Raw genomic sequence first — 24,813 nt, 5'->3', positions numbered from 1 at the left:
ACATTTTCCGCAAGGGGTTTTTAATGCGTTTGGACAAATTGACCACCCGCTTCCAGGAAGCGCTGGCCGACGCGCAGAGCCTGGCGTTGGGCAACGACAATCCGTACATCGAACCGATCCACCTGCTGCTGGCGATGCTCCGTCAGCCGGACGGAGCGACCAAGAACCTGCTGGCCCGCGCTGGCGTGAATACGGGCGCGCTGGACACGGCGCTCGACCGCGCCATCAAGAACTTGCCGCAGGTGCAGGGTGGCGAACAGGTGCAGGTCGGCCGTGACCTGGGCAGCCTGCTGCAGCAGACCGAGAAGGAAGGCATCAAACGCGGTGACCAGTTCATCGCCAGCGAGCTGTTCCTGCTGGCTGTGGCCGACGACAAGGGCGAGGCTGGCCGCATTGCGCGCGAGCACGGCCTGGCGCGCAAGCCGCTCGAAGCTGCCATTGATGCCGTGCGCGGCGGCCAGACCGTCGGCAGCGCCGAGGCTGAAAGCCAGCGCGAGGCGCTCAAGAAGTACACCATCGACCTCACCGAGATGGCCCGGATCGGCAAGCTCGACCCGGTGATCGGCCGCGACGACGAAATCCGCCGCGCCATCCAGATCCTGCAGCGCCGCACCAAGAACAACCCGGTGCTGATCGGCGAGCCGGGCGTGGGCAAGACGGCCATCGTCGAGGGCCTGGCGCAGCGCATCGTCAACGGCGAGGTGCCCGAGAGCCTGAAGAACAAGCGCGTGCTGGTGCTCGACATGGCAGGCCTCTTGGCCGGTGCCAAGTACCGGGGCGAGTTCGAAGAACGCCTGAAGGCCGTGCTGAACGACATCGCCAAGGAAGAGGGCCAGACCATCCTCTTCATCGACGAGATCCACACCATGGTGGGCGCGGGCAAGGCCGAAGGCGCGATGGATGCCGGCAACATGCTCAAGCCCGCGTTGGCACGCGGCGAGCTGCATTGCATCGGCGCGACCACGCTGGATGAATACCGCAAGTACATCGAGAAGGATGCCGCGCTGGAGCGCCGCTTCCAGAAGGTGCTTGTGGGCGAGCCCAGCGTGGAGGCGACCATCGCCATCCTGCGTGGCCTGCAAGAGAAGTACGAACTGCACCACGGCGTGGAGATTACCGACCCGGCGATCGTGGCGGCGGCTGAACTCAGCCACCGCTACATCACCGACCGCTTCCTGCCGGACAAGGCCATCGATTTGATCGACGAGGCGGCTGCGCGCATCAAGATGGAAATCGACTCGAAGCCCGAGGCGATGGACAAGCTCGACCGCCGCCTGATCCAGCTCAAGATCGAGCGCGAAGCGGTGAAGAAGGAAACCGACGAAGCCTCGCAGAAGCGCCTCGAGCTGATCGAGCAGGAGATCGAGCGCCTGCAGAAGGAATACGCCGACCTGGACGAGATCTGGAAAGCCGAGAAGGGCGCCGCGCAAGGTGCGGCTGCGCTCAAGGAAGAGATCGAGAAGATCAAGCTCGAGATCGCCAAGCTGCAGCGCGAAGGCAAGCTCGACAAGGTGGCCGAACTGCAATACGGCAAGCTGCCCGAGCTGGAAGGCAAGCTGAAGGCCGCGACCGTCGCTGAAGCCAGCGAGCAGAAGCAGCCGAACAAGCTGCTGCGCACGCAGGTGGGCGCCGAAGAGATTGCCGAGGTTGTCAGCCGCGCCACGGGCATCCCCGTGTCGAAGATGATGACCGGCGAGCGCGAGAAGCTGCTCAAGATGGAAGACCGCCTGCACGAGCGCGTGGTCGGCCAGGACGAGGCCGTGCGCCTGGTGTCGGATGCCATCCGCCGTTCGCGTGCCGGGATTGCGGACGAGAACAAGCCGTACGGCTCGTTCCTGTTCCTCGGCCCGACCGGTGTCGGCAAGACCGAGCTGTGCAAGGCGCTGGCCGGCTTCCTGTTCGATTCGGAAGAGCACCTCATCCGCATCGACATGAGCGAGTTCATGGAGAAGCATTCCGTGAGCCGCCTGATCGGCGCGCCTCCGGGCTATGTCGGCTATGAGGAAGGCGGTTACCTGACCGAAGCCGTGCGTCGCAAGCCGTACAGCGTGGTGCTGCTCGATGAAGTCGAGAAGGCCCACCCGGACGTCTTCAACGTGCTGCTGCAGGTGCTGGACGATGGCCGCCTGACCGACGGCCAGGGCCGCACGGTGGACTTCAAGAACACGGTGATCGTGATGACGTCCAACCTCGGCTCGCAGCTGATCCAGCAGATGGCGACCGAGCCGGCGGATGTGATCAAGGGCGCGGTGTGGCAGGAAGTGAAGACGCATTTCCGCCCCGAGTTCCTGAACCGGATCGACGAGGTGGTGGTGTTCCACGCGCTGGACCAACGCAACATCGAATCGATCGCGCGCATCCAGCTCAAGCGCCTGGCGGCACGCCTGGCGCAGATGGATCTGACGCTGGAGATCAGCGACGAGGCGGTGGCCAAGCTGGCTTCGGCGGGCTACGACCCGGTGTTTGGTGCGCGGCCGTTGAAGCGGGCGATCCAGCAGCAGCTGGAGAATCCGGTGGCGCGGATGATCCTGGAGGGCAAGTACGCGCCCAAGGATGTCGTGCCGGTGGATTACCGCGATGGGCACTTCACGTTTGATCGCGTTGTGCACTAAGCCCGGCGCACTCACCTGAGTGGTATGCCGTTCAGCTTCGGCTGAGCGGCATTTTTTTTGTCTTACGCAAACACACCGGTCATGGCGCGGCGCTCGCCGGGGCCGCCTTGGCTTCGCGCCGGAATTGGCTGGGCGCGTGTCCGGTCCAGCGCAGGAACGCCCGCCGGAAGGCCTCATCGCTGGCAAAGCCGAGCCGCTCCGCGATCCTTCCGACCGACCAGTTGGTTGTGCTCAGGCAGCGTTCGGCAGCTTCGCGCAGACAGTGCTCGCGCAGGATCGAGTAGCTGCAGTTGTCCGCAGCCAGGCGGCGGCGCAGCGTGGGTTCGCTCACGTCAAATCGAACGGCCAGTTCCGCTAGCGTCGGCAGCCGTGCGCCGTGTGCCAGCGCGGCATCGAGCACGGCGCGCACCTGCTGCGTGAGTGAGACCACCTCGGCCGGTGCTCCAATCAGCCGGTACGGGAAATCCTCCAGAAACGCACCCAGCTCCCCGGGCTGGCGCACGACACGCCGATCCAGCAACGCCGCATCGAATTCAAAGCCATAGGTCGGGGCGCCGGTCGTCACGGGCGCATTGAACAGGCCCAGGAACGGCATCGCGTCTTCACGCCGGGGGTGCGCGAGAAACACGTGCGTCGGGCGCAGCGGCTGGCCGATGAGCCAGCCGAAGAGCTGCATGTAGTAGAAGAGCCCCGTCAGGTCGACCATGCAGGCGGCCGAGGTCTTCGCGCGGCGCAGCGAATCCATGCGGAAGACGGCCTGCTTTCCGTTCTGTCCGAGCGACAGCGTGCCGGCGCGCGGATACAGCATCGCGCAGAAATCGGCTGCGCAGCCGATCGCCTGCCTGAGCGATTCGGTACTCAACACGCACCGGCACAGCAAGTCCACCTCCTGCTTGCGCATGGGCGGGTGGCCATTGCCCTTGGCCACCAGTGCTTCCAGCTGCTCGATGCAGGCGCGATAGAGCGCGATGAACTGCGCCGGCTGCGGGAGACCCGGCGTGCCTTGCCGTTTCAGCTCATCCAGCAGGCGCTGCTCCATACCGGGTGGGACGGCGCGTCCCGACAACTCAGCGTTCATGGATGTTCGTTCTGATTGCTTCGGTAGCGATTGTTGATCGGCCGGGTAGGGATCGGTCAGGGCCGGGCTTCCCATAATCATTCCAGCACTTCAGTCCATGCCGGCGCCGGGTTCAGGGCACGGCAGGTACCTAAAAGAGTGCCAACGAATGCAGCCACTGCCTATCCGGAGTACCCATGACGGGAGTACCCATGACAGCCTTACCAAGCGAGAGCGAGGCCCGCCGATGATTCACGTGCTGGACGAAATCGTGCTCGCACCCACGCACCTGAACGCCGTGCTGGACCTGCTGGAAAACACGTACCTGCCCAACAGCGCCGCCAGGGGCCTGACATTGCTGCAGCGCTGGGTTTCACCGCCGGTGGCGCTGGACGATGTGCCCAATACGCTCTGGCTGCTGTGGCAGGTGCCCGACGCGCCTGCCTACTACGCGATGCGCGCCAGCATCGACGCCTCGGCGTTCGCCTTCTGGGCGCAGGTGGATGCGCTGTGCGAAGCGCGCCGCCGTCACGTCATGACGGATGCATCACAGCCGCTGCCGCAACGTGAGGAGCCGCGCCATGCCGCTTGAAACCGCACAGCTCCGACTCGCTACCGATGCAGCTGCGCAGGCCGATACTGCCGCGCTCGAACAGGCGATCCTGTCCCGCGTGCGTGCGTTGCCCGGGGTTTGCCACGCCGCACTCGGGCGCAACCTGCAAGGGTGCTGGGGCGCGGGCGATTACACGCTCGACGTGCAATACACCGAAGCGGTACCCGGTGCGTCTGGTTTGGCCGCGGCACTGACTGGCCTGGCCGACGTGGATGGCGCTACCTACACCCCCATCGGCGGCGGCCAGCGCGCCCCCCAACTGCGTGACGGCATCTGGCGCACGCTGATGTTCCGCGTCCGGCCCGAGGCGCATGAGCAGCACGTCCTTGCCCTGGAGCAGGACACCCTGCGGATGCCCCAGTACATGCCCGGCATCCGCAATTGGCGGCTTGCCCGCGTCAACCACGTCAACCACAGGGATGCATCCGGCGCGTGGACCCACGTCTGGCAGCAGGAATTCGCCACCATCGACGACCTGCTGGACGAGTACCTGATGCACCCGTTCCACTGGGGCCGCGTCGATCGCTGGTTCGACCCGGAGTTTCCGGAGTGGACGGTCGACGCCATCTCTCACGCCTTCTGCCCGCTGCACGTCAGCCTGATTTCAAGCCAACCCGGTACCGAGGAGTAGCCCCATGTCCACACACGGAACACTGACAGGAAAGATCGCGCTCGTCACAGGCGCCAGCCGCGGCATCGGCCGCGCCATTGCCCTGCGTTTTGCGGCGGAAGGCGCGCTGGTGGTCGCCACGGGGCGGCGCATGGGCCAGTCGGGCGACGAGCCCAACACGCTCGCTGAAACGGTCGCGCAGATCAAACGCCAGGGCGGACAGGCGATCGCCCTCGCCGCCGATCTTGACGACCCTGCGCAGCGCGACAACCTCATCTCCCGCGCGGCCAGCGCAGCCGGGGGGCTCGACATCCTCGTCAACAACGCCGGCATTGCGGAGTACAGCCCCATTGAATCGATGCCACTCGACATGTTCGACCGCACGATCGAGCACTACCTGCGCGTGCCCTTCGTACTGAGCCGCGCGGCCATCCCGTTGATGCGGGCACGCGGCGGCGGGGCGATCCTCAATCTCGGCTCGGTGACGGCACTGTCGCCCACGCGTCCGTACAACGCATTCGACATCGCGGGGGGCGTCACGGTGTATGCGGCCGTCAAGGCGGCCGTCAACCGCTTCACCGAAGGGCTGGCCGCAGAGCTGCTCGCCGACAACATCGCCGTGAATTCCGTGGGGCCGAGCACCGCCATCCTCACGCCCGGCAGCGAGCGCTACATCCCCGAGGGCTATCCGACCGAGCCCGTGGAGTACCTGGTGGAAACGGCGCTCGCACTGTGCCGCGTTCCGGCGAGCGAGCGCACCGGCGCGGTGGCGCACAGCCTGCACTTTCCGCTGGAGCAGGGCCTGCAGGTCCGTACGCTCGATGCGCAGGGCACGCTGCCGGCCCCGGTGATCCCGCCGTATGCGCATCCGGCCCTGGGGCGCCCCGGCGCAGCACAGCAATGACCGGCCTGGAGACCAGCATGCGTGCCATGGTGATCGACCAGGTGGGCGGGCCAGACGTGCTCAGGATGGCCGAGGTTGACGTGCCCGAACCCGCCGCCGGAGAGGTGCTGATCCGCGTGATCTGCGCGGGCGTCAACCCCGCCGACTGGAAATGCCGCGAAGGCAGCCTGAGCTATTTCATGGAGTACCGCTTTCCCTTCGTGATCGGCTTTGATGCCGCCGGCGTTGTGGCGGCGGTGGGGGCAGGGGTCACGGGCTTCGTGCCGGGCGATCGCGTCTTTACGCAGACGGATGTCGGCGCCGGCAAGTGGGGCGCCTTCGCGGAATACGTCGCCGTCAACCAGCATTCCGTGGTGCGCCTGCCCGACAACATCGCGTTTGCAGACGCTGCGGCATCGCCGACACCGGCATTGGCGGCATGGACCGGGCTCTTCGATGAGGGCGGCCTCAAGCCCGGCCAGACGGTGCTGGTGCACGGGGGCGGAGGCGCCGTCGGCACGTTCGCCATCCAGCTGGCCAAGGCGGCCGGCGCGCGCGTGGCTGCCACCTGTAGCGCCGCGCGCCGCGAAGCGCTGATGCAGCTAGGCTGCGACCTCGCCATCGACTACCGCGGCAGCGACATCGCCGATGCGCTCAAGGCCTGGGCCCCCGAAGGCGCAGACCTCGTGCTGGACGCGGTCGGTTGCGGCACCTTGCCCAATGGCCTGGACCTGCTCAAGCCCGGCGGCATCCTCGTCGCCATCCTGACATTGGTCCCGGGCGACTCCGGCCCCGACACCGCCGAAGCCGCCCGCCGTGGCCTGCGCACCGCGCTCGCGTTCAGCAAGATGCCCAGCGGCGCGCGCTTGCAGGAGATTGCCGAGCGGCTTGGCACCGGCCGGCTGCAACCGCCCCGCAACGAATGCCTGCCGCTGGCCGACGCAACACGCGCGCTCGAACAGGTCCGGCTGGGCACGGCCACGGCCAAGCTGGTGCTGCAAGTCGCACAAGCCTAGGCCGCCACGCACGGACCAGGATCACCCAACAAGACTGGAGGAGAGACGATGAAGAACAGGACATTCCTGCTGTGCGCCATCGCCGGCGTGATGGCCAGCGTCCAACTGGGCGCGCCATCCTTTGCCGCGATGACGCCGGACGAAGTCAAACGCCTGGACGGGCCGCTCACGCCCATGGGCGCTGAGCGCGCCGCCAGCGGTGACGGCGCCATCCCCGCCTGGAGCGGCAAATGGCAGGGCCCGCCACCGGGCGTGGCATTCCGGCCGGGCGAGGCGTATCCCGACCCCTATGCGGCCGACAAGCCGCTGGCCACCATCACCGCCCAGAACGTGGCGCAGTACCGTGCGCACCTGAGCGATGGCCAGCTCGCGATGTTCAAGCTGTACCCCGCGACGTTCAAGATGGTGATCTACCCCAGCCATCGCGACTTCCGCTACGACGGCGCCGTCTACAAGGCCATCCGCGAGCACGCGCAGAAGACGCAGCTCACGCCCGACGCCAACGGCCTCAAGGACTATCCGCCCACCGCGCCGTTCCCCGTGCCCAAGAGCGGCCTGGAGTTGATGTGGAACTTGCGGTTCTCCTCGGCCATTGCCGAAGAAGCGGCCGTGTATGACCAGGCGGTCGTGTACCCCGATGGCAAGATCGCCTGGGGCAAGTGGAAGTACGAGATCTGGTCGCCCATGAATGGCGCTGCCTTCGACAGCGCGCCGTCGCTCATCAACCGGACCTTCGCCCGCGTCGAGACCGAACTGCCGCTGCGCGACCGCGGCAACATCATCGTCTCCCAGACGTACTGGGACCGCGAAGGCTCCGACACCGCCAAGACCTGGGCCTATAACCCCGGCACGCGCCGGGTGCGTCAGGCCCCGGAGTTCGGGTTTGACCAGCCTCAGGGCCCAGGCGGCTTCCGCACCGTGGATGACGACCGCCTGTTCAACGGCTCGGGCGAGCGCTATGAGTGGAAGGTCGTCGGCAAGAAGGAAATCTATGTCCCGTACCACGACTACAAGCTGGCCGACCCGAGCGTCAAATATGCGGATCTGCTGCAGCCCAACCATCCCAATCCGGACGTCATCCGCTATGAGCTGCACCGCGTGTGGGTGCTGGAAGCCAAGTTGAAGCCGGGCTTCCGCCACCAGTACGCCAAGCGCGTGCTGTACCTGGACGAAGACACCTGGATGGCGGCATTGGCCGACAACTACGACGCGCGCGGGCAGTTGTGGCGGACGAACCTGCAATCTTCGTTCTATGCGTATGACGCGCATCGGTATTACCCGGCGGTCACGTTCTATCACGACCTGATTGCGGGGTCGTATCTGGCGGATCGATTGACCAATGCGGGCAAGCCGGCGCGGTTGAACAGCAGTGGTGGGTTCAATGAAGCGTACTTCTCGCCGGATTCGATTCGCGGGGCGGGGAGGTGATGGGTTGAGTGGTTGAGGGGTTTTCCTTGGGAGTCGCTCTGGAGGGGGCTGGGGCGGCTTTTTTTTTTTTTGGTTTGGGTGTTTGGGGTCCATCCCTCGTATCGTCCCCTGCCGGGGCCGACTCACTTTTCTTTGTCTTGCCAAAGAAAAGTAAGCAAAAGAAAGGCGCGCCCGAGATGGCGACCCCCTCCTTGGATTTTTGTCGCGGGGAGGGAAGGGAGGCAAACTCGCTGCGCTCAGACAAGCCTCCCTTCTTTATCCTCCCCGCAACAAAAATCCAAGGCGCCATCAAGGGCAGGAACGTCAACGGCCAAACCAACTAAACACCACCGCGCGCGCCAAGGACAGCCCGGTGCAGATGCAAGGGCCAAGGAACGTTGGGAGCAAGAGCAAGAGCAAGAGCAAGAGCAAGAGCAAGAGCAAGAGCAAGAGCAAGAGCAAGAGCAAGAGCAAGAGCAAGAGCAAGAGCAAGAGCAAGAGCAAGAGCAAGAGCAAGAGCAAGAGCAAGAGCAGGGGGAGGGGGGAGGAGCAGGGGGAGGACAGACGCAGGCGTCATACGACACCACCAACTGACGCCATGGCATACAGGACGAAGTAGTGCCGTCGCACTAGATGGTGTGTTTTTCCCCTGCCCTAGATGGCGCCTTGAATTTGTGTAAGCGGGCGGAAAAAAGACGGGGAACTGTTTGAGCGCAGCGAGTTTTCCCCGTCTCCGCCCGGTTACACAAATTCAAGGAGGGGGTCGCCATCTCGGGCGCGCCTTTCTTTGCTTACTTTCTTTGGCAAGACAAAGAAAGTGAGTCGGCCCCGGCAGGGGACGAAACCGTGATGCACCACCGCCATTGAATCTCGGAGAGCCAGCTCCGACTCCCTGAGAGCCAGCTCCGATTCCCCGAGAGCCAGCTCCGACTCCCCGAGAGCCAGCTCCGATTCCCCGAGAGCCAGCTCTGACTCTCAGAGAACCACCTCCGACTCCCAAAGCCCCAAAACCCACTCCCAAAGTCCCACCCCCTCGACTCTCCGAGCACCACCCTCAGCTCCAAGCGCCCCAGCACTGGCTCAAAAAGCCCCACCCCCGACTCTCAAAGCCCCGGCGGCGCCTCTCAAAGCCCCGCCCCTGGCTCTAAACACCCCCCGCATCACTCTTATGCAAAAACCGATGAACATTCCCTGAAACCATTCGTTCCCCGTACAAGGCCCGCTCGGTAGTCTTGCTCCTATTCCAAATCCATCAAAGATAAGAACCGGAGCCAGCAAGATGATTCGCAAGTTTGTGTTCAACACCATCGCGGCTGCCATCGTGGCGGGGGGAACCGTCGGTGCGCACGCGGCAACGACGCTGCTGAACGTGTCGTATGACCCGACGCGCGAGCTGTACAAAGAGATCAACACCGAATTCGCCAAGCAGTGGAAGGCGCAGACGGGCGAAGACATCACCCTGCGCGCCTCGCATGGCGGTTCGGGCAAGCAGGCCCGCTCCGTCATCGACGGGCTGGACGCCGATGTGGTGACGCTGGCCCTCGGCTACGACATCGACGCCATTGCCGACAAGGGCCTCACGGGCAAGGACTGGCAGAAGCGCCTGCCGCACAACGCCTCGCCGTACACGTCCACCATCGTGTTCCTGGTGCGCAAGGGCAACCCGAAGGGCATCAAGGACTGGAACGACCTCGTCAAGCCGGGCATTGCCGTGATCACTCCCAACCCGAAGACGTCGGGCGGCGCGCGCTGGAACTACCTGGCCGCGTGGGCGTATGCGCTCAAGCAGCCGGGCGGCTCGGAGGCGACGGCCAAGGATTTTGTGCAGAAGCTCTACAAGAACGTGCCGGTGCTTGATTCGGGCGCGCGCGGTGCAACGACCACCTTCACCGAGCGCGGCATCGGCGACGTGCTGATCGCATGGGAAGACGAGGCGCTGCTGGCTGCGCGCGTGGAGGGCAAGGACAAGTTTGACGTGGTGGTGCCGTCGATCTCCATCCTCGCCGAGCCGCCGGTGGCGGTGGTGGACAAGGTGGCCGACAAGAAGGGCACGCGCAAGGCGGCCGAGGCGTACCTCAAGTTCCTGTACACGCCGCAAGGCCAGGAGATTGGCGCGAAGAACTTCTATCGCCCGACCGACCCGGCGGTGGCCAAGAAGCACGAGAGCGAATTCCCGAAAGTGAAGCTGGTGACCATCGACGACACGTTCGGCGGCTGGCAGAAGGCGCAGAAGACGCACTTTGCCGATGGCGGCCAGTTTGATCAGCTCTATCAACCGGGCAAGTAAGCCCACGCAACCGACAGGTGTGTCCGCATCATGAGCATCCTCACCATCTCCGGCAGTCCTTCGGCGCAATCGCGGTCTGCGCGCTTGCTGGGCCACGTGCGTGCACAGCTCCAGCGTGCCGGTGAGACTGCGGACCACCTGGACCTGCGCAGCCTGCCGGCTGATGCGCTGCTGGGCGCGCAGGTGTCCGACCCGGCCATCGCCGATGCGGTGGCGCGGGTGGAAGCGGCGGGTGTGGTGATCCTGGCCACGCCGGTCTACAAGGCGGCCTATAGCGGCCTGCTCAAAACGTTTCTCGATCTGCTGCCGCAGAGCGGGCTGCGCGACAAGGTCGTGCTGCCGATCGCCACCGGCGGCAGCCTCGCCCATACGCTGGCGATCGATTACGCGCTGCGCCCGGTGCTGACGGCACTGGCTGCGCGCTCGATCCTGCCGGGCATCTTTGCGGTCGACTCGCAGATTGTTGTGGCCGACGACGGCGTGGTGGTCGATCCAGCGCTGCAGCAGCGCCTCGACGATGGCGTGGAGCGCGTGCACCAGGCCCTGGCGCTGGCACGGCACCCGACCGTCGCGCAGGTGATCGTCTCCAGCCGCAGCGCCGTGCGCGCCACGTTCCAGGCGGCCGACGCCCAGCGAATGCGATGTCTGGCGTGATGCGCTGAACGCACCGCCTTACACCCGCAGCCCAACGCTTTTCCGTTGTTGTCATGCCGCGCAGCGCCTGCGCGCGGATCGTGCCGCCCTTACATACCGCATTGACTGAACTTGCCATGAAAAACCATTCGCCCCTGCGCAGGACTTTGACCCGCGTTTCCGTGACCCTCGCCGCGTTGCTCGCCACGCTTGGCACATCCGCCGCGTTTGCCAACAGCGATGCACCGCCGCCCACTGCCGCCAAGCAGCTCCGCATCGGCTACCAGAAGTACGGCACGCTGACGGTGCTCAAGGCACGCGGCACGCTGGAAAAGCGCCTCGCTGCGCAAGGTATCGAGGTGAAGTGGACGGAGTTCCCCGCCGGCCCGCAGTTGCTGGAGGGCCTGAACGTGGGCGCCATCGATTTCGGCACCACGGGTGAAGCCCCGCCGATCTTCGCGCTGGCTGCCGGTGCAAATCTCGTCTACGTTGGCAACCAGCCACCCGCGCCGGCGGGCGAGGCGATCATCGTGCCGAAGGGCTCGCCGCTCAAGAGCGTGGCCGACCTGAAGGGCAAGCGCGTTGCCTTCAACAAGGGCTCGAACGTGCATTACCTGCTGGTCAAGCTGCTGGAAAAGGCCAACGTGCCCTACAGCGACATCCAGCCCGTCTACCTGACGCCTGCCGATGCGCGTGCCGCCTTCGAGCGCGGCGCCATCGATGCGTGGGCCATCTGGGACCCGTTCTTTGCCGCGGCAGAGCATCAACTCGGGGCGCGCGTGCTGGCCGACGGCACGGGCGTGGTCAACAACTCGCAGTACTTCCTGGCCTCGAAGGGCTATGCGGGTGCGCGGCCCGATGTGCTGAACATCGTGCTGGATGAGCTGAAGAAGACCGACACGTGGGCCGCTGCCAACCCGAAGGACGTGACCACCATCCTCGGCCCGCAGCTCGGCCTGGAGCCGGCCGTGGTGGCGCGCTCGGTGTCGCGCATCGCTTACGGCATCCAGCCGGTGGGGCCTGAGGCATTGGCCGATCAGCAGCGCATTGCCGACACGTTCCATACGCTCAAGCTGATCCCGCGGCCGGTGAAGGTGGCGGATTCCGCCTGGCAACCCGGCGCGCAATCCGCCACGCAACAAGCGGCTCGCTGATCGTCATGGCCATTGATATCCAACGTCGGCGCCTGTTGAGCGCATCGGTGGCCGGTGCGTCGCTGGCAACGCTTGGGACCATGGCGCACGCTGCCAATGCCACCGGCGCGCCGGCCAACCTGCCGAAGATCACGCCGCCCCCGCAACTGCGCATCGGTTTTCAGAAGAGCGCGGTGAACCTCGTCATCGTCAAGGAAAACCGCGCGCTGGAACAGCGCTTTCCGGGCACGAAGATCAGCTGGCTGGAGTTTCCGGCTGGGCCACAGCAGCTGGAAGCGCTGTCTGCCGGCAGCCTGGACCTGGCGTTGACCGGCGACACGCCCCCCGTGTTCGCACAGGCCGCCGGCAAGGACTTGCGCTATGTGGGCGTGGAGCCGCCCAAGCCGGACAGCTCGGCGATCCTCGTGCAGCAGGATTCGTCGCTGCGGACGTTGGCGGACCTGAAGGGCAAGCGCGTCGCGCTGCAGAAGGGATCGAGCGCGCATTTCCTGATCGTGCGTGGCCTGCAGAAGGGCGGCCTCACCTTTGCCGACATCCAGCCCGTGTACCTCACGCCCGCCGATGCACGTGCGGCCTTCGAGCGCGGCGCCGTTGACGCGTGGGGCATCTGGGACCCTTACTACGCCGCCACGGAACTGGCCATCAAGCCGCGCGTGCTGGCGACAGGCCGCACGCTGTCGTCCAACAACTCGTTCTACTTTGCGCCGACTGCTTTCGTAGAGAAGCACGGCGACACCATCGCCGCGATCTTTGCCGAGCTCTCGCGCGCAGACCGGCTCGTGCAGGAGAACCGCAAGGAAGCCGCGCAACGCATTGCCGATTTCTCTGGCCTGTCGCTGGCGACGGTGCATCTGTTTCTGTCGCGGCGGCCGCAGTCTCCGGTGCGGCCGGTCACGCCCGAAGCGATTGCCGAGCAGCAGCGCGTGGCCGATGCGTTCCACGGGCTGGGGCTGATTCCGCGCGCGGTCAAGCCGATCGAACTGGTCTGGCATCCGACCCCGGCGCAGCTGGCGATTGCCCGCGTGAGTTGACCTGAGAAAAACACAATCCAAGGAGCTGTCATGCAAGTCTTCTGGTTCATCCCGACCCACGGCGACAGTCGCTACCTCGGCACCGCCGAGGGCGCACGCCAGGTCGATCACACCTATCTGCAGCAGGTGGCCGTGGCCGCCGATACGCTCGGCTACGAGGGTGTGCTGATCCCCACCGGCCGCTCGTGCGAAGACCCATGGATCGTGGCGGCGAGCCTGATTCCCGCGACGAAGCGCCTGCGCTTTCTGGTGGCGGTGCGCCCGGGCCTGATGGCGCCGACGCTGGCCGCGCGCATGGCTGCCACGTACGACCGCCTCTCCAACGGGCGCTTGCTGGTGAACCTCGTCACGGGCGGCGATCCGGGCGAGCTGGCAGGCGATGGCCTGTTCCTCGACCATGCGCAGCGCTATGAGGCATCGGAAGAATTCATCCGCATCTGGCGCGAAACGCTGGCCGCCAGCCACGAAGGTGCCGCGCTCGATTACACCGGCAAGCACCTCAGCGTGAAGGGTGCGAAGGTGCTGTACCCGCCGGTGCAGAAGCCGTATCCGCCGGTGTATTTCGGCGGGTCGTCCGAAGCGGCGCATGAACTCGCTGCCGAGCAGGTCGATACGTACCTCACGTGGGGCGAGCCGCCTGCAGCCGTGGCCGAGAAGGTTGCCGACGTGCGCAAGCGTGCTGCCAAGCACGGGCGCACGGTCAAGTTCGGTATCCGCCTGCACGTGATCGTGCGCGAGACGGAAGACGAAGCGTGGGCCGCCGCGGACAAGCTCATCAGCAAGCTCGACGACGACACCGTTGCCCGCGCGCAAGAGGCGTTCCGCAAGATGGATTCGGCCGGCCAGCAGCGCATGGCGGCGCTGCACGCCAACGGCGTCAAACGCACCCGCGCCGATCTGGAAATCAGCCCGAACCTGTGGGCCGGCGTGGGCCTGGTGCGCGGCGGTGCCGGCACGGCGCTGGTGGGTGACCCGCAAACCGTGGCTGCACGCATGAAGGAATACGCCGATCTGGGCATTGATACGTTCGTGCTTTCCGGCTATCCGCACCTGGAAGAGGCGTACCGCTTTGCCGAGCTGGTGTTCCCGCTGCTGCCGCGCTCGGTGCGGGACAAGTTGCCCGGCAACGTGCTCAACGGGCCGTTTGGTGAAGTGATCGCCACCGGCATCGTGCCGCGTGTGGCGGCAAGCTGATATCGAAGGAGCAGGGCAATGGCATCCGCATCGAAACCGAAAGCGAACGCGAACGCGAACGCGAACGCGTTCCTGCGCACCGCCCGGCAACGGCTGGTGCCGTGGATCGTGCCGCTCGTGCTGCTGGTGCTGTGGCAGGCATCGGCGCAATGGGGCTGGCTGTCGAACCGCATCCTGCCGGCACCGCTGGACGTGGCGAAATCCGCCATCGCCCTGGCGCGTTCAGGCGAGCTGTGGACGCACGTGGCCGTGAGCACGTGGCGCGCGTTGCTGGGCTTTGCGATCGGCGGCTCGCTGGGGCTGGCGCTGGGGCTGCTGACCGGCACCTTCCGCACGGCCGAGACGCTGCTCGACACTACCTTGCAGATGGTGCGCAACATCCCCGTGCTGGCGCTGATTCCGCTCGTGATCCTGTGGTTTGGCATTGATGAATCGGCCAAGCTGTTTCTGGTGTCGCTGGGCGTGTTCTTCCCGATCTACCTGAACACGTATCACGGCATCCGCTCGGTGGACCCGGCGCTGGTGGAGATGGCGCGCAGCTACGGCCTGTCGCGTGCGCAGCTGTATCGCGAGGTGATCCTGCCCGGCGCGCTGCCGCAGATCCTGGTGGGCGTGCGGTTCTCGCTCGGGCTGATGTGGGTGACGCTGATCGTGGCGGAGACGGTCTCCGCGCAAGCCGGCATTGGCTACATGACGATGAACGCACGCGAGTTCCTGCAGACCGATGTGGTGCTGCTGGGCATCCTGCTGTACGCGCTGCTGGGCAAGCTGGCAGATCTGCTCTCACGTGCCTTGGAGCGCTTCTGGCTGCGCTGGCACCCCGGTTACCAAGCGGCCGCCTGAGGAGGAATCATGCAGAGCAACGCTACCGAACACGCCGCGCTGGCCGGCACCGCCTTGCACATCGAACACGTCATCAAACGCTATGGCGATCGTGAGGTGCTGCATGGCATCGACCTGGATATCACGCCGGGCGAGTTTGTCGTCATCGTGGGGCGCAGCGGCTGCGGCAAGAGCACGCTGCTGAGGTTGATTGCCGGGCTGGAAGGCGTCGACGAGGGTCACTTGCGCCGCGACGGCGAAACCGAAGGCGGCCTGCACGACGATGCCCGCGTGATGTTCCAGGACGCCCGCCTGCTGCCGTGGAAGAAGGTGCTCGACAACGTCGCGCTCGGGCTGCCGAAGACGCAGCGCGCACAGGCGGCCGAAGTGCTTGCGCAAGTGGGCCTGGCCGAACGCGCGGGCGAATGGCCGGCACGCTTGTCGGGCGGGCAGCGCCAGCGTGTTGCATTGGCGCGTGCGCTGGTGCATCAACCGCGCCTGCTGCTGCTCGACGAGCCGCTGGGCGCACTCGATGCGCTCACCCGCATCGACATGCAGAACCTGATCGAAGGCCTGTGGCAGCGCCTGGGCTTTACCGCCGTGCTGGTGACGCACGACGTGGCCGAGGCGGTGGCGCTGGCCGACCGCGTGGTGCTGATCGAAGACGGCCGTATCGCGCTGGATGAACGCATCGACCTGCCGCGCCCGCGCCACCGGGGTTCGCCAGCGTTTGCGCGGTTGGAAGAAGCAATTCTCAACCGCGTGATGCAGCGCAAGGTCGATCCGAACGAAGTGACCGATGTGCGCTCGCACACGGCGTGGACGTCACCCTTTGAGGTAGCGGCCACGGCGGTGCGCTGGGCCGTGTAAGGCGCGGCAAACCTGTCTCCCGAAAACATTCACCGGCCGCGGATTGAACATCAGACCGTTGTCATCTACTACGAAGGAACATCATGAGCATTCAAGCGATTAACGTACGCAACCAGTTTCGCGGGCAGATCAAGGAAATCATCCGGGGCGATGTGCTCTCGGAGATCGACGTGGAGACCCCGGCCGGCATCGTTACCTCGGTCATCACCACGCGCTCGGTGGATAGCCTGGGCCTGAAGATCGGCAGTGAAGTGGTGGCGCTGGTGAAGGCGACGGAAGTGTCGATCGCCAAGCTATGACGGGGGAGACGGAGGCGACTTTCTTTAGGAGCCCATCCCGATGAGTCTCATGCACACCACCGCACTCGCACAATTTCTCGGCACCCTGCCGAGCGCGCCCACGCCGGATCGCCAGTTGTGGCGTGATGCTGCCGGCCGCGTGCAGGGCCAGTTCTTCCACTGTGCGCTCACGAGCCTGTTTGAGCCGGTCTGGCAGCTTGGCGCCGATGGCTCGCTTGCCGCCGCCGGCCACGAAGCGCTGATGCGCACCTGGACGCGCGACGGCGATCTGGGCTTGAACCCGTGGAAGGTGTTCTCGCTGGCGTCGGACGACAGCACGCTCGTGGAACTCGATCGCCTGTGCCGGCTGGTGCATACGCTCAACTACTTTGTTCGCACGGATGCGCGGCGGCTGGTGCTCAATGTGCACGGCCGCCTGCTGGCAGCGGTGGCGGCGGACCACGGCAAGGCGTTCCACCGTGCGGTGACGGCGCTGGGGCTCTCGCCCGAGCAGTTCGTCATCCAGGTACCGTCCACCGCCAATGACGACCTGGGGCTGCTTTTGTTCGTGGTGGACAACTACCGGCGCAACGGTTTTGCGGTGGCCGTACAGGCCTCGGACCCGGCCGAAGCAGGCGCGCTGCTCGTGCATGCCAGGCCGGCGTATCTGAAGCTCGACGCGCGGCGCGACTGGCATGCGCGACAACTGGTGTCGCTGGCCGAATCGGCACGCGAACTGGGCGTGACGCTGGCGCTGCGCCGCTGCGAACGTCCAGCCGACCTCGAACTGGCCCGCGCTGCCGGCATCACGTACGTGCAGGGCAGCATCCTGCCGGGCGCGGAACCGGAGCCTGAGACGGAGGCGCCGCTCGTGGTGCCGATGGCCCAGGCGCCGCTGGTGCAGCAGCAGTGCGCCGGTTTTTCTCTTACGGAATGAGCACAACCTCATGGCACGCAGCGCAGTCGCAACCGCATCGGACGTCCACGACTGGCATTGGCCTGCGGACACCGTCTTCCTGACCGTTCCCGGCTTGCACGGCAGCGGCCCGGGCCACTGGCAGACACGGTGGGAGCATCGGTTCCCGGCGTGGCGCCGCGTGGAGCAGGTGGACTGGTCGACGCCCGATCTGCCGCGCTGGTCCGCCCGCGTGGGCGACACGGTGCGCGCTGCGCTCGCGGAGCATGCGCCGTCTCGCAACAAACGCCGTGTGATTCTGGTGGCGCACAGCTTCGGCTGCCTGGCGTCGCTGCACTGGGCCGCCCAGGCCAAGGAAGCGAAGGACGCCGTGGCGGCGGTGTTGCTCGTCGCGCCGGCCGATCCAGACAAGTTCGGCGTGCGTGATCTGCTGCCCCAGCGCGCGTTGCCGTTCCCGGCCGTGCTTGTCGCCAGCCGCAATGACCCGTGGATGCCCCAGGCCAACGCCATCGACTGGGGCGCGCGCTGGGGTGTCGAATTCGTCGATGCAGGGCAGGCTGGCCACATCAACGCCGATTCCAACCTCGGTGAGTGGGACGGTGGCCTGGCGCTGCTCGACCGCCTTGTCGGACGGGCAAGTGCACAAGACACCACCCGTGACGGCGCAGACTGGCAGGCCCAGTGGGATGTCTTACCCAGCACTCCTTATATCTAAAACGATGATGCACATGCGCAAATATTCGTTTTCGTCATAAGAACAGTTGGCCACAATCGGTTCATCTGCATATGGGTCGCAGTGTTGCGGCCCTTTTTATTGGTTGCGCAAATGAGCCTGTCTTCTGCGTTGTCGCTTTCCAAGCGGCGCAAGCCGGCCAACGTGCTCCCCGGTTTCGGGCTGGCGTTGGGCTTTTCGCTGTTGTACCTCGCGCTGATCGTGCTGATCCCGCTGTCGGCGACCGTCCTCAAGACGTTCACGATGACGTGGGATGCGTTCTGGGCCACTGTTACGGCGCCGCGCGTGGTGGCGTCGTACAAGCTGACGTTCGGTGCGTCGCTGATTGCGGCAGTGATCAATCTGGTGTTCGGGCTGATCGTGGCGTGGGTGCTGGTGCGCTATCGCTTTCCGGGCAAGCGGCTGATCGACGCGCTGGTCGACCTGCCGTTTGCGCTGCCGACCGCCGTGGCGGGCATCGCGCTCACGGCGCTGTATGCGCCGAATGGCTGGATCGGCTCGCGCCTGGAGCCGCTGGGGCTGAAGGTGGCATTCACCCCGCTGGGCATCGTAGTGGCGCTCACGTTCATCGGCCTGCCGTTTGTGGTGCGCACCGTGCAGCCGGTGCTCGAAGACCTGGAGAGCGAATTGGAAGAAGCCGCCGCCAGCCTGGGCGCCACGCGTTGGCAGACCTTTACTCGCGTGATCCTGCCGACGTTGCTGCCGGCGCTGCTGACAGGCTTTGCGCTGGCCTTTGCACGCGCCACGGGCGAGTACGGCTCTGTCATCTTCATCGCCGGCAACATGCCGATGGTGTCCGAGATCACGCCGTTGATGATCTATTCCAAGCTCGAACAGTTCGATTACGCAGGTGCCACCGCCATCGCCGTTGTCATGCTGGCGATCTCGTTCACGCTGCTGCTGGTGATCAACCTGCTGCAGGCCTGGACGCGCCGACGCGGCAATCGTAATGACGCCATCGAGCGCCCCCCTGAAACCTTGGCCGCCAATGCGGCTGGAGCCTGACATGGCTGGTACCGTTTCCCGACAACTTGGCCAGGCGCCCGCTGCGGGCCGCCGTGGTGCGACTGCCGAATCCGCGTGGGTGCGCGCAACGCTGATCCTCGTGTCGTTCGTCTTTCTCGCGCTGTTCCTGTTTGTGCCGCTGGCGAGCGTGTTTGTCGAGGCGCTCAAGAAGGGCGTGAATGTCTACCTTGAAGCGCTGATCGAGCCCGATGCGCTGTCGGCGATTTACCTGACGCTGACCGTCGCCGTGATTGCCGTGCCGCTGAACGTGGTGTTTGGCGTAGCGGCGGCGTGGGCGATTGCCAAGTTCGAGTTTCGCGGCAAGAACCTGCTGCTCACGCTGATCGACCTGCCGTTCTCGGTATCGCCGGTTATCGCAGGGCTGATCTACGTGCTGCTGTTCGGCGCGCAGGGGTGGTTTGGCCCCTACCTGTCGGACCACGATTTCAAGGTCATCTTTGCCGTGCCGGGGATTGTGCTGGCCACGGTGTTCGTCACCTTTCCGTTCGTGGCGCGCGAGCTGATTCCGCTCATGCAGGCACAAGGCAGCGAAGAGGAAGAGGCCGCCATCGTGCTGGGTGCGTCGGGCTGGCAGACGTTCTTCCGCGTGACGCTGCCCAACATCAAGTGGGGTCTGCTGTACGGCGTGATCCTCTGCAATGCGCGGGCAATGGGCGAGTTCGGCGCGGTGTCGGTGGTGTCGGGCCACATTCGCGGGCTGACCAACACGATGCCGCTGCACGTCGAGATTCTCTACAACGAATACAACTTCGCGGCCGCGTTTGCCGTGGCCTCGCTGCTGACGCTGCTGGCGCTCGTGACGCTCGCGCTCAAGACACTGGTCGAATGGCGCAGCCGCCGTGAGCTGGCTGATGCAGATGCCGGCGTGGGCGAAGGCCCCGGCGCACGCGTTGCACAGCAAACATCGATTTCGCATCCGCACGTCTCCGTGCAATCTCCGCTCGAAGGGAGCGCAGCATGAGCATCCAGGTTCAACACATCACCAAGCGCTTTGGCAATTTCATCGCCCTCAACGATGTCTCGCTTGATTTCAAGCAAGGCGAACTGACTGCGCTGCTCGGGCCCTCGGGCTGCGGCAAGACCACGCTGCTGCGGATCATCGCGGGGTTGGAGCATGCGGATTCGGGCGGCATCCACCTGAATGGCGAGGATGCTTCGGACCAGCACGTGCGCGAGCGCCAGGTCGGATTCGTATTCCAGCACTACGCGCTGTTCAAGCACATGACGGTGTTCGAGAACGTCGCCTTCGGCCTGCGTGTGAAACCGCGTGCCCAGCGCCCGAGCGAAGCGCAGATCCGCGCGAAGGTGAAGGAGCTGCTGGAACTCGTGCAGCTCGACTGGCTGGCCGATCGCTACCCGCCGCAACTGTCGGGTGGACAGCGCCAGCGCATCGCCCTGGCGCGCGCGCTGGCGGTGGAGCCGCGCGTGTTGCTGCTCGACGAGCCGTTTGGCGCGCTCGATGCCAAGGTCCGCAAGGAGCTGCGCCGCTGGCTGCGCCGCCTGCACGACGATCTGCACGTCACCAGCCTGTTCGTTACACACGACCAGGAAGAGGCGCTGGAAGTGGCCGACAACGTGGTGCTGATGAACCGCGGCCAGGTGGAGCAGGTGGGCAGCCCGGATGCGGTCTACAACACGCCGGCCACGCCGTTCGTCTATGGCTTCCTGGGCAATGTGAACCTGTTCCACGGCCGCCTGGAAGAGGGCGAGGGCGGCAGCGTGCTGCATGTGGGTGACTCGGCCATCACCGTGCCGTCGGGTGTCGTGGACTCTTCGCGTGCTGATCAGGCGGTGGCGTTTGTGCGCCCGCATGAGATCGACCTGGAGCGCTATGCGCCCGGTGCCGAGGGCATTCCCGTGACGCTGCGCCGCGCGCTCACGCTGGGTGGCATCGCGCAGTTGGAGCTGGAGCGCGAAGACACCGACGACATCATCGAAGTCTCCCTGCCCATCGAGCGCTTCCGCGCCGAGGGCTTCCGCGAAGGCGAAACGCTGGTGGTACGCCCGCGCGCGATTCGCGTGTTTGCCCAGAATGCACGGCCTGCCGCTGGGCAGGCCACCGCTTAATTCCGCCGCTCCGACGACAACCAATACGAGAGGACACGAGCCATGAACTTCCAACAACTGCGTTCCATCCGCGAGGCGGTGCGCCGCCAGTTCAACCTGACCGAAGTGGCCAACGCGCTGTATACGTCGCAGCCGGGCGTGTCGCGGCAGATCCGCGAACTGGAGGACGAGCTGGGCGTGGAGATTTTCGAGCGCTACGGCAAGCGCCTGACCGGGCTGACCGAACCGGGCCGCGAGATCGTCCGCATTGTCGAGCGCCTGCTGCTCGAAGCCGAGAATCTGCGCCAGGCTGGGGAGGAATTCTCTGGCCGCCAGTCCGGCCGGCTGACCGTGGCGACCACGCACACGCAAGCGCGCTATGCGCTGCCGAAGGTCGTGCAGTCATTCCGCAAGGAATATCCGCACGTTACGCTCGCGCTGCAGGAGGCATCGCCTTCGCACATCGTCGAGCTGCTGCTGACGGGGCAGGCCGATATCGGCATCGCCACGGAAGCGGTGGCCAACGAGCCTGGCCTGACCTCGTTCGAGGCCTACCGCTGGCGCCACGTGCTGGTGGTCAGCCCGGATCATCCGCTGACCAAGAACCCGCTGCCCACGCTTGAAGATGTGGCGCAGTATCCGCTCATCACCTACGACGCCGGCTTCACGGGCCGCCGCAACATCGATGCCGCGTTTGCCGGTGCCGGCCTGCATCCCGAGATCGTGCTGACGGCCATGGACGCGGACGTGATTAAGACATATGTGGCGCTGGATGTGGGCGTGGGCATCATCGCCTCGATGGCGTATGACGGACGCAAGGACGACAACCTCGTCTGCATCGGGGCCGATCACCTGTTCGAGCCGAACACCACCCGTGTGGCGGTGCGCCGTGGCGCCTATCTGCGTGGCTATGCGCACGACTTCATCGGCATGTTTGCGCCGCATCTGTCGCGCGAGGCGGTGGCGGAAGCGGTGGCTTCCACGGTGGTAACGCAATCCGTGCGGGAGGCGCTGGCAGCGTAAGGCGGCGCAAGCCACCACGCCAGTCGGGCGGGATGGCGACCGTTCATCCTCCCGATTTCGCCGTTCGTCGCACCCCTGTGGTGCCTGCCTGGGCGCCATTCCTATACTGCGGACATCCTCGGTTTCACCTGAGCCCACCATGTCCGCCATCCCCTATCTCCAATCTGCCGAATCCGACGACGCGCTGCTGCGCCGTGCCCGTCATCGCGCCGGGGCGCGCATGGGGTTCCGCATCCACTTGATTTCGTTCCTGGCCGTGAACGCGGTGCTGGCAGCGATCGCGCTGTCGCGCGGGCAGTTCTGGTTTGTCTGGCCGCTGCTGGGCTGGGGGATGGGGCTGGCCGCGCACGGCCTGAGCCTGGCGTGGACCATGGGTGGCGGCTACCAGCGCATGGTCGACCAGGAACTCGCCCGTCTGCGCGAGCCAGCAGGCCGCCGCTGATGCGGGAAACCCCAAGCTTCAATGCCGGAGAACCCTCCGGTAAGATCGCCCGCATGTTCGCCAATGTGTCGTTTCCTTCGCTTGCAGGCTGCCTGCGCTTTGTACGGCGCTGGCTGATCCGCTACGCCGCCATCATCGCCATCAATACGTTGATTGCGGCGGTGCTGGCGTTCGGCATCCGCCCGGAGGAGACATTCTGGAAAGACTTCGTCTTCAGCCAATCCATCGGCTTGCTGATGTTCTCGTTGATCGCGATTCCGCGCCACGCGCTCTGGGGCGATGGGCCGCCCAGCAAGCGGCTCTTTCCGTGGGTCGTGGTGGCGGCGGTGCTGATCGGCGTGCCGTTGGGGCAATGGGTTGCCCGCACGATCCTGTGTCTGAATAGTACTGACACCGAGCCCTGGCGTGCGGATAGCCTGCGCATGAGCTTCATCATCGCCATGCTGGCGGCACTGGGTGCCACGTATTACTACTGGTCGCGCGGCAAGCTTGCGGCGCTGCAGCGTCAGGCCGCGCTCGATGCGCTGGACCGTGAAGAGGCCGAGAAGCAGGTCGTGCGTGCGCAGCTGATGGCGCTGCAGGCGCAGATCGAGCCGCACTTTCTGTTCAACGTGCTGGCCCATGTGGATGTGCTCATTGCAAAGGACCCGAACGGCGCGCGGCGTTTGCTGCAGCACCTGATCGGCTTTCTGCGCACGTCGCTCTCGCATGCGCGGGCTGAGCAATGCACGCTGGCGCAGGAGTTTGCGCTGCTGCGCGCGTATCTCGACATCCAGGCGCTGCGCTTCGGTAGCCGGCTGCGTTTCTCGCTGGCGCTGGACGACGCCATTGCCAACATCGTGATTCCGCCCATGCTGATCCAGCCGCTGGTGGAGAACGCTGTGGTGCATGGCATCGAGCCCGCGCGCGAGGGCGGGGAGATCGCGCTGTCAGCTCGCCTGGTCGCCCAGGATGGCGGTGAGCGCCTCATCTTGGAAGTGCGCGATACCGGTGTCGGCTTCGGCAATGACAGAGGCAAGGGATCGGGCCTTGGGCTCACGCATGTACGCGAACGGCTGTCGCGCCTGTTCGATGGCGATGCCCGCCTGACGATTGCCGAAACCGTGCCGCACGGCGTGACGATCGTCGTCGAGCTGCCGCTCGCGCGCGAGACCGCCGATGTGCCAGCCCGGGCCGATGCGCCGGAGTGGCGCTGCCGTTTCTCCCGAGCCTCGCGTTCCACCGTCAACCCCGCGCTATCTTCGCGCCCGTCCGCCGGAAGCTGATCGATGCCTGCTTGCCCACGCCTGCTCATTGCCGACGATGAACCCGCTTTGGCCGACAACCTGGCCACCGAGTTGACGGCGCTGTGGCCGGACGCCACGCTGCTGCCGGTCGTGCACGATGGGCAATCTGTGCTCGACGTGATTGACGATGCCCAGTCTGGGCAGGGGCCCGATGTGGTTTTTCTCGATATCCGCATGCCGGGCCTGTCGGGCATCGATGTGGCGCGCGAGCTGTCGGATCGGGATGACCGCCCGCTTGTGGTGTTCGTGACCGCGTATGACCAGTTCGCGCTCGATGCCTTCGAGCAGGCCGCGGTGGACTACGTGCTCAAGCCCGTGCAGACCGAGCGGCTGGGCGAAACGGTCAAGCGCCTGAAGGCGCGCCTCGCGGCAAGTCTCAATGCCCAGCCGAATGGCGCCGCTGCTGCCGACCCGGCGCAAACGCTGGCGGACCTCGTGGAGCGTCTCGCCGGTCTGCAGGGCGCCGCGCAGACGCGTGCGACCCCGCAGGGCGGCTATCTGCGCTTCATCAAGGCGCTGGTCGGGCAGGAGGTTCGCTTCATTCCCGTGGACGACGTGGTGTATCTGGAAGCGACCGACAAGTACGTCAACGTGGTGGCCAGCAGCGGCGAATCGCTCATCCGCATGAGCCTGCGCGAGTTGCTCCTGCAGCTGGACCCCGAGCATTTCTGGCAAGTGCATCGCGGTACGGTGGTCAACGTGGCGCATGTGGCGAGCGCCGTGCACCTGTCGCTGGGCCGCGTCGGCCTGAAAATGCGCGGGCGCACGGAGACCCTGCCGGTCGCGCGGCAATACGCACACCTGTTTCGGCAGATGTAGTTCCAGCAGACACACAAGGGGCGTGTGAGGCGGCCATGAGCATTGCGCCTTCCGC

At 65.6% G+C, this 24,813-nt stretch carries 25 protein-coding genes; 24 read left to right on the top strand and 1 reads right to left on the bottom strand.

Going from position 1 to position 24,813, the window contains the following annotated elements; genetic code table 11:
• The first annotated feature begins 23 nt into the window (after window positions 1–23).
• The gene (gene clpB / locus NG900_RS12430; RefSeq protein ID WP_252680607.1) at window positions 24–2,612 is read left to right on the top strand and encodes an ATP-dependent chaperone ClpB; all 2,589 of its coding nucleotides are present in this window, start codon (window positions 24–26) and stop codon (window positions 2,610–2,612) included.
• A 79-nt stretch (window positions 2,613–2,691) separates the two neighbouring features.
• Here the strand turns inward: clpB and NG900_RS12425 are convergent, their stop codons facing one another.
• Window positions 2,692–3,690 carry an AraC family transcriptional regulator gene (locus NG900_RS12425; protein WP_252680605.1) on the bottom strand — a complete coding sequence of 333 codons (999 nt, stop codon included), beginning with the start codon at window positions 3,688–3,690 and terminating at the stop codon, window positions 2,692–2,694.
• 226 nt (window positions 3,691–3,916) lie between these two features.
• On the opposite strand from NG900_RS12425, the gene NG900_RS12420 reads away from it, so the two are divergent.
• The 23 genes from NG900_RS12420 to NG900_RS12310 all read left to right on the top strand — a co-directional run bounded on the left by NG900_RS12420 (window position 3,917) and on the right by NG900_RS12310 (window position 24,758).
• On the top strand, window positions 3,917–4,261 hold the full coding sequence (locus NG900_RS12420; RefSeq protein ID WP_252680603.1) for a hypothetical protein: 345 nt from the start codon (window positions 3,917–3,919) through the stop codon (window positions 4,259–4,261).
• Complete coding sequence (locus NG900_RS12415; protein WP_252680601.1) at window positions 4,251–4,913, top strand: Dabb family protein; 663 nt, start codon at window positions 4,251–4,253, stop codon at window positions 4,911–4,913. Before NG900_RS12420 ends, NG900_RS12415 begins: the two co-directional genes overlap by 11 nt.
• 4 nt (window positions 4,914–4,917) lie before the next feature.
• The gene (locus NG900_RS12410) at window positions 4,918–5,796 is read left to right on the top strand and encodes an SDR family NAD(P)-dependent oxidoreductase (RefSeq protein ID WP_252680599.1); all 879 of its coding nucleotides are present in this window, start codon (window positions 4,918–4,920) and stop codon (window positions 5,794–5,796) included.
• Window positions 5,797–5,813: 17 nt separating this feature from the next.
• Window positions 5,814–6,791, top strand: a complete 978-nt coding sequence (locus tag NG900_RS12405; protein WP_252680598.1) for a quinone oxidoreductase family protein — start codon at window positions 5,814–5,816, stop codon at window positions 6,789–6,791.
• A 48-nt stretch (window positions 6,792–6,839) separates the two neighbouring features.
• A complete protein-coding gene (locus NG900_RS12400; protein WP_252680596.1) occupies window positions 6,840–8,219 on the top strand; it encodes a DUF1329 domain-containing protein in 1,380 nt (459 codons plus the stop codon).
• A 352-nt stretch (window positions 8,220–8,571) separates the two neighbouring features.
• Complete coding sequence (locus tag NG900_RS12395; protein WP_252680594.1) at window positions 8,572–8,817, top strand: hypothetical protein; 246 nt, start codon at window positions 8,572–8,574, stop codon at window positions 8,815–8,817.
• Between the two features lie 660 nt (window positions 8,818–9,477).
• Window positions 9,478–10,485: a sulfate ABC transporter substrate-binding protein gene (locus NG900_RS12390; protein WP_252680592.1), complete on the top strand. Its 1,008-nt coding sequence runs from the start codon at window positions 9,478–9,480 to the stop codon at window positions 10,483–10,485.
• Window positions 10,486–10,515: 30 nt separating this feature from the next.
• Window positions 10,516–11,139, top strand: coding sequence for an NADPH-dependent FMN reductase (gene ssuE, locus NG900_RS12385; protein ID WP_252680590.1), 624 nt, complete (start codon window positions 10,516–10,518; stop codon window positions 11,137–11,139).
• Window positions 11,140–11,255: 116 nt separating this feature from the next.
• Window positions 11,256–12,272, top strand: a complete 1,017-nt coding sequence (locus NG900_RS12380) for a sulfonate ABC transporter substrate-binding protein (protein ID WP_252680588.1) — start codon at window positions 11,256–11,258, stop codon at window positions 12,270–12,272.
• Between the two features lie 5 nt (window positions 12,273–12,277).
• The gene (locus NG900_RS12375) at window positions 12,278–13,303 is read left to right on the top strand and encodes a sulfonate ABC transporter substrate-binding protein (protein WP_252680586.1); all 1,026 of its coding nucleotides are present in this window, start codon (window positions 12,278–12,280) and stop codon (window positions 13,301–13,303) included.
• Window positions 13,304–13,333: 30 nt separating this feature from the next.
• Entirely contained in the window at window positions 13,334–14,497 is a 1,164-nt protein-coding gene (gene ssuD, locus NG900_RS12370; RefSeq protein WP_252680584.1) for an FMNH2-dependent alkanesulfonate monooxygenase, read from the top strand.
• An 18-nt stretch (window positions 14,498–14,515) separates the two neighbouring features.
• Window positions 14,516–15,340, top strand: a complete 825-nt coding sequence (gene ssuC, locus NG900_RS12365) for an aliphatic sulfonate ABC transporter permease SsuC (RefSeq protein ID WP_252680582.1) — start codon at window positions 14,516–14,518, stop codon at window positions 15,338–15,340.
• Window positions 15,341–15,349: 9 nt separating this feature from the next.
• On the top strand, window positions 15,350–16,189 hold the full coding sequence (locus NG900_RS12360; RefSeq protein ID WP_252680580.1) for an ATP-binding cassette domain-containing protein: 840 nt from the start codon (window positions 15,350–15,352) through the stop codon (window positions 16,187–16,189).
• 83 nt (window positions 16,190–16,272) lie between these two features.
• Window positions 16,273–16,488, top strand: coding sequence for a TOBE domain-containing protein (locus tag NG900_RS12355; protein WP_004626558.1), 216 nt, complete (start codon window positions 16,273–16,275; stop codon window positions 16,486–16,488).
• Window positions 16,489–16,528: 40 nt separating this feature from the next.
• The gene (locus NG900_RS12350; protein ID WP_252680578.1) at window positions 16,529–17,404 is read left to right on the top strand and encodes an EAL domain-containing protein; all 876 of its coding nucleotides are present in this window, start codon (window positions 16,529–16,531) and stop codon (window positions 17,402–17,404) included.
• Between the two features lie 10 nt (window positions 17,405–17,414).
• Window positions 17,415–18,098 (top strand): RBBP9/YdeN family alpha/beta hydrolase, encoded by a 684-nt coding sequence (locus NG900_RS12345; protein WP_252680576.1) that lies wholly within the window; start codon window positions 17,415–17,417, stop codon window positions 18,096–18,098.
• Window positions 18,099–18,209: 111 nt separating this feature from the next.
• The gene (gene cysT / locus NG900_RS12340; RefSeq protein WP_252680574.1) at window positions 18,210–19,121 is read left to right on the top strand and encodes a sulfate ABC transporter permease subunit CysT; all 912 of its coding nucleotides are present in this window, start codon (window positions 18,210–18,212) and stop codon (window positions 19,119–19,121) included.
• Between the two features lies 1 nt (window position 19,122).
• Window positions 19,123–20,103 (top strand): sulfate ABC transporter permease subunit CysW, encoded by a 981-nt coding sequence (gene cysW / locus NG900_RS12335; protein WP_252680572.1) that lies wholly within the window; start codon window positions 19,123–19,125, stop codon window positions 20,101–20,103.
• Window positions 20,100–21,209, top strand: a complete 1,110-nt coding sequence (locus tag NG900_RS12330) for a sulfate/molybdate ABC transporter ATP-binding protein (protein WP_252680570.1) — start codon at window positions 20,100–20,102, stop codon at window positions 21,207–21,209. Before cysW ends, NG900_RS12330 begins: the two co-directional genes overlap by 4 nt.
• A gap of 42 nt (window positions 21,210–21,251) precedes the next feature.
• Window positions 21,252–22,211 (top strand): CysB family HTH-type transcriptional regulator, encoded by a 960-nt coding sequence (locus NG900_RS12325; RefSeq protein WP_252680568.1) that lies wholly within the window; start codon window positions 21,252–21,254, stop codon window positions 22,209–22,211.
• Between the two features lie 139 nt (window positions 22,212–22,350).
• A complete protein-coding gene (locus NG900_RS12320; RefSeq protein ID WP_252680566.1) occupies window positions 22,351–22,653 on the top strand; it encodes a 2TM domain-containing protein in 303 nt (100 codons plus the stop codon).
• Window positions 22,653–23,918 (top strand): sensor histidine kinase, encoded by a 1,266-nt coding sequence (locus NG900_RS12315; RefSeq protein WP_252680564.1) that lies wholly within the window; start codon window positions 22,653–22,655, stop codon window positions 23,916–23,918. Before NG900_RS12320 ends, NG900_RS12315 begins: the two co-directional genes overlap by 1 nt.
• Window positions 23,919–23,921: 3 nt before the next feature.
• A complete protein-coding gene (locus NG900_RS12310) occupies window positions 23,922–24,758 on the top strand; it encodes a LytR/AlgR family response regulator transcription factor (RefSeq protein ID WP_252680562.1) in 837 nt (278 codons plus the stop codon).
• Window positions 24,759–24,813: the final 55 nt, after the last annotated feature.

Origin of the sequence: Ralstonia soli (assembly GCF_023955655.1) — a bacterium.
Lineage (GTDB): Bacteria > Pseudomonadota > Gammaproteobacteria > Burkholderiales > Burkholderiaceae > Ralstonia > Ralstonia soli.
This window is presented reverse-complemented; position numbering and strand designations above follow the sequence as displayed.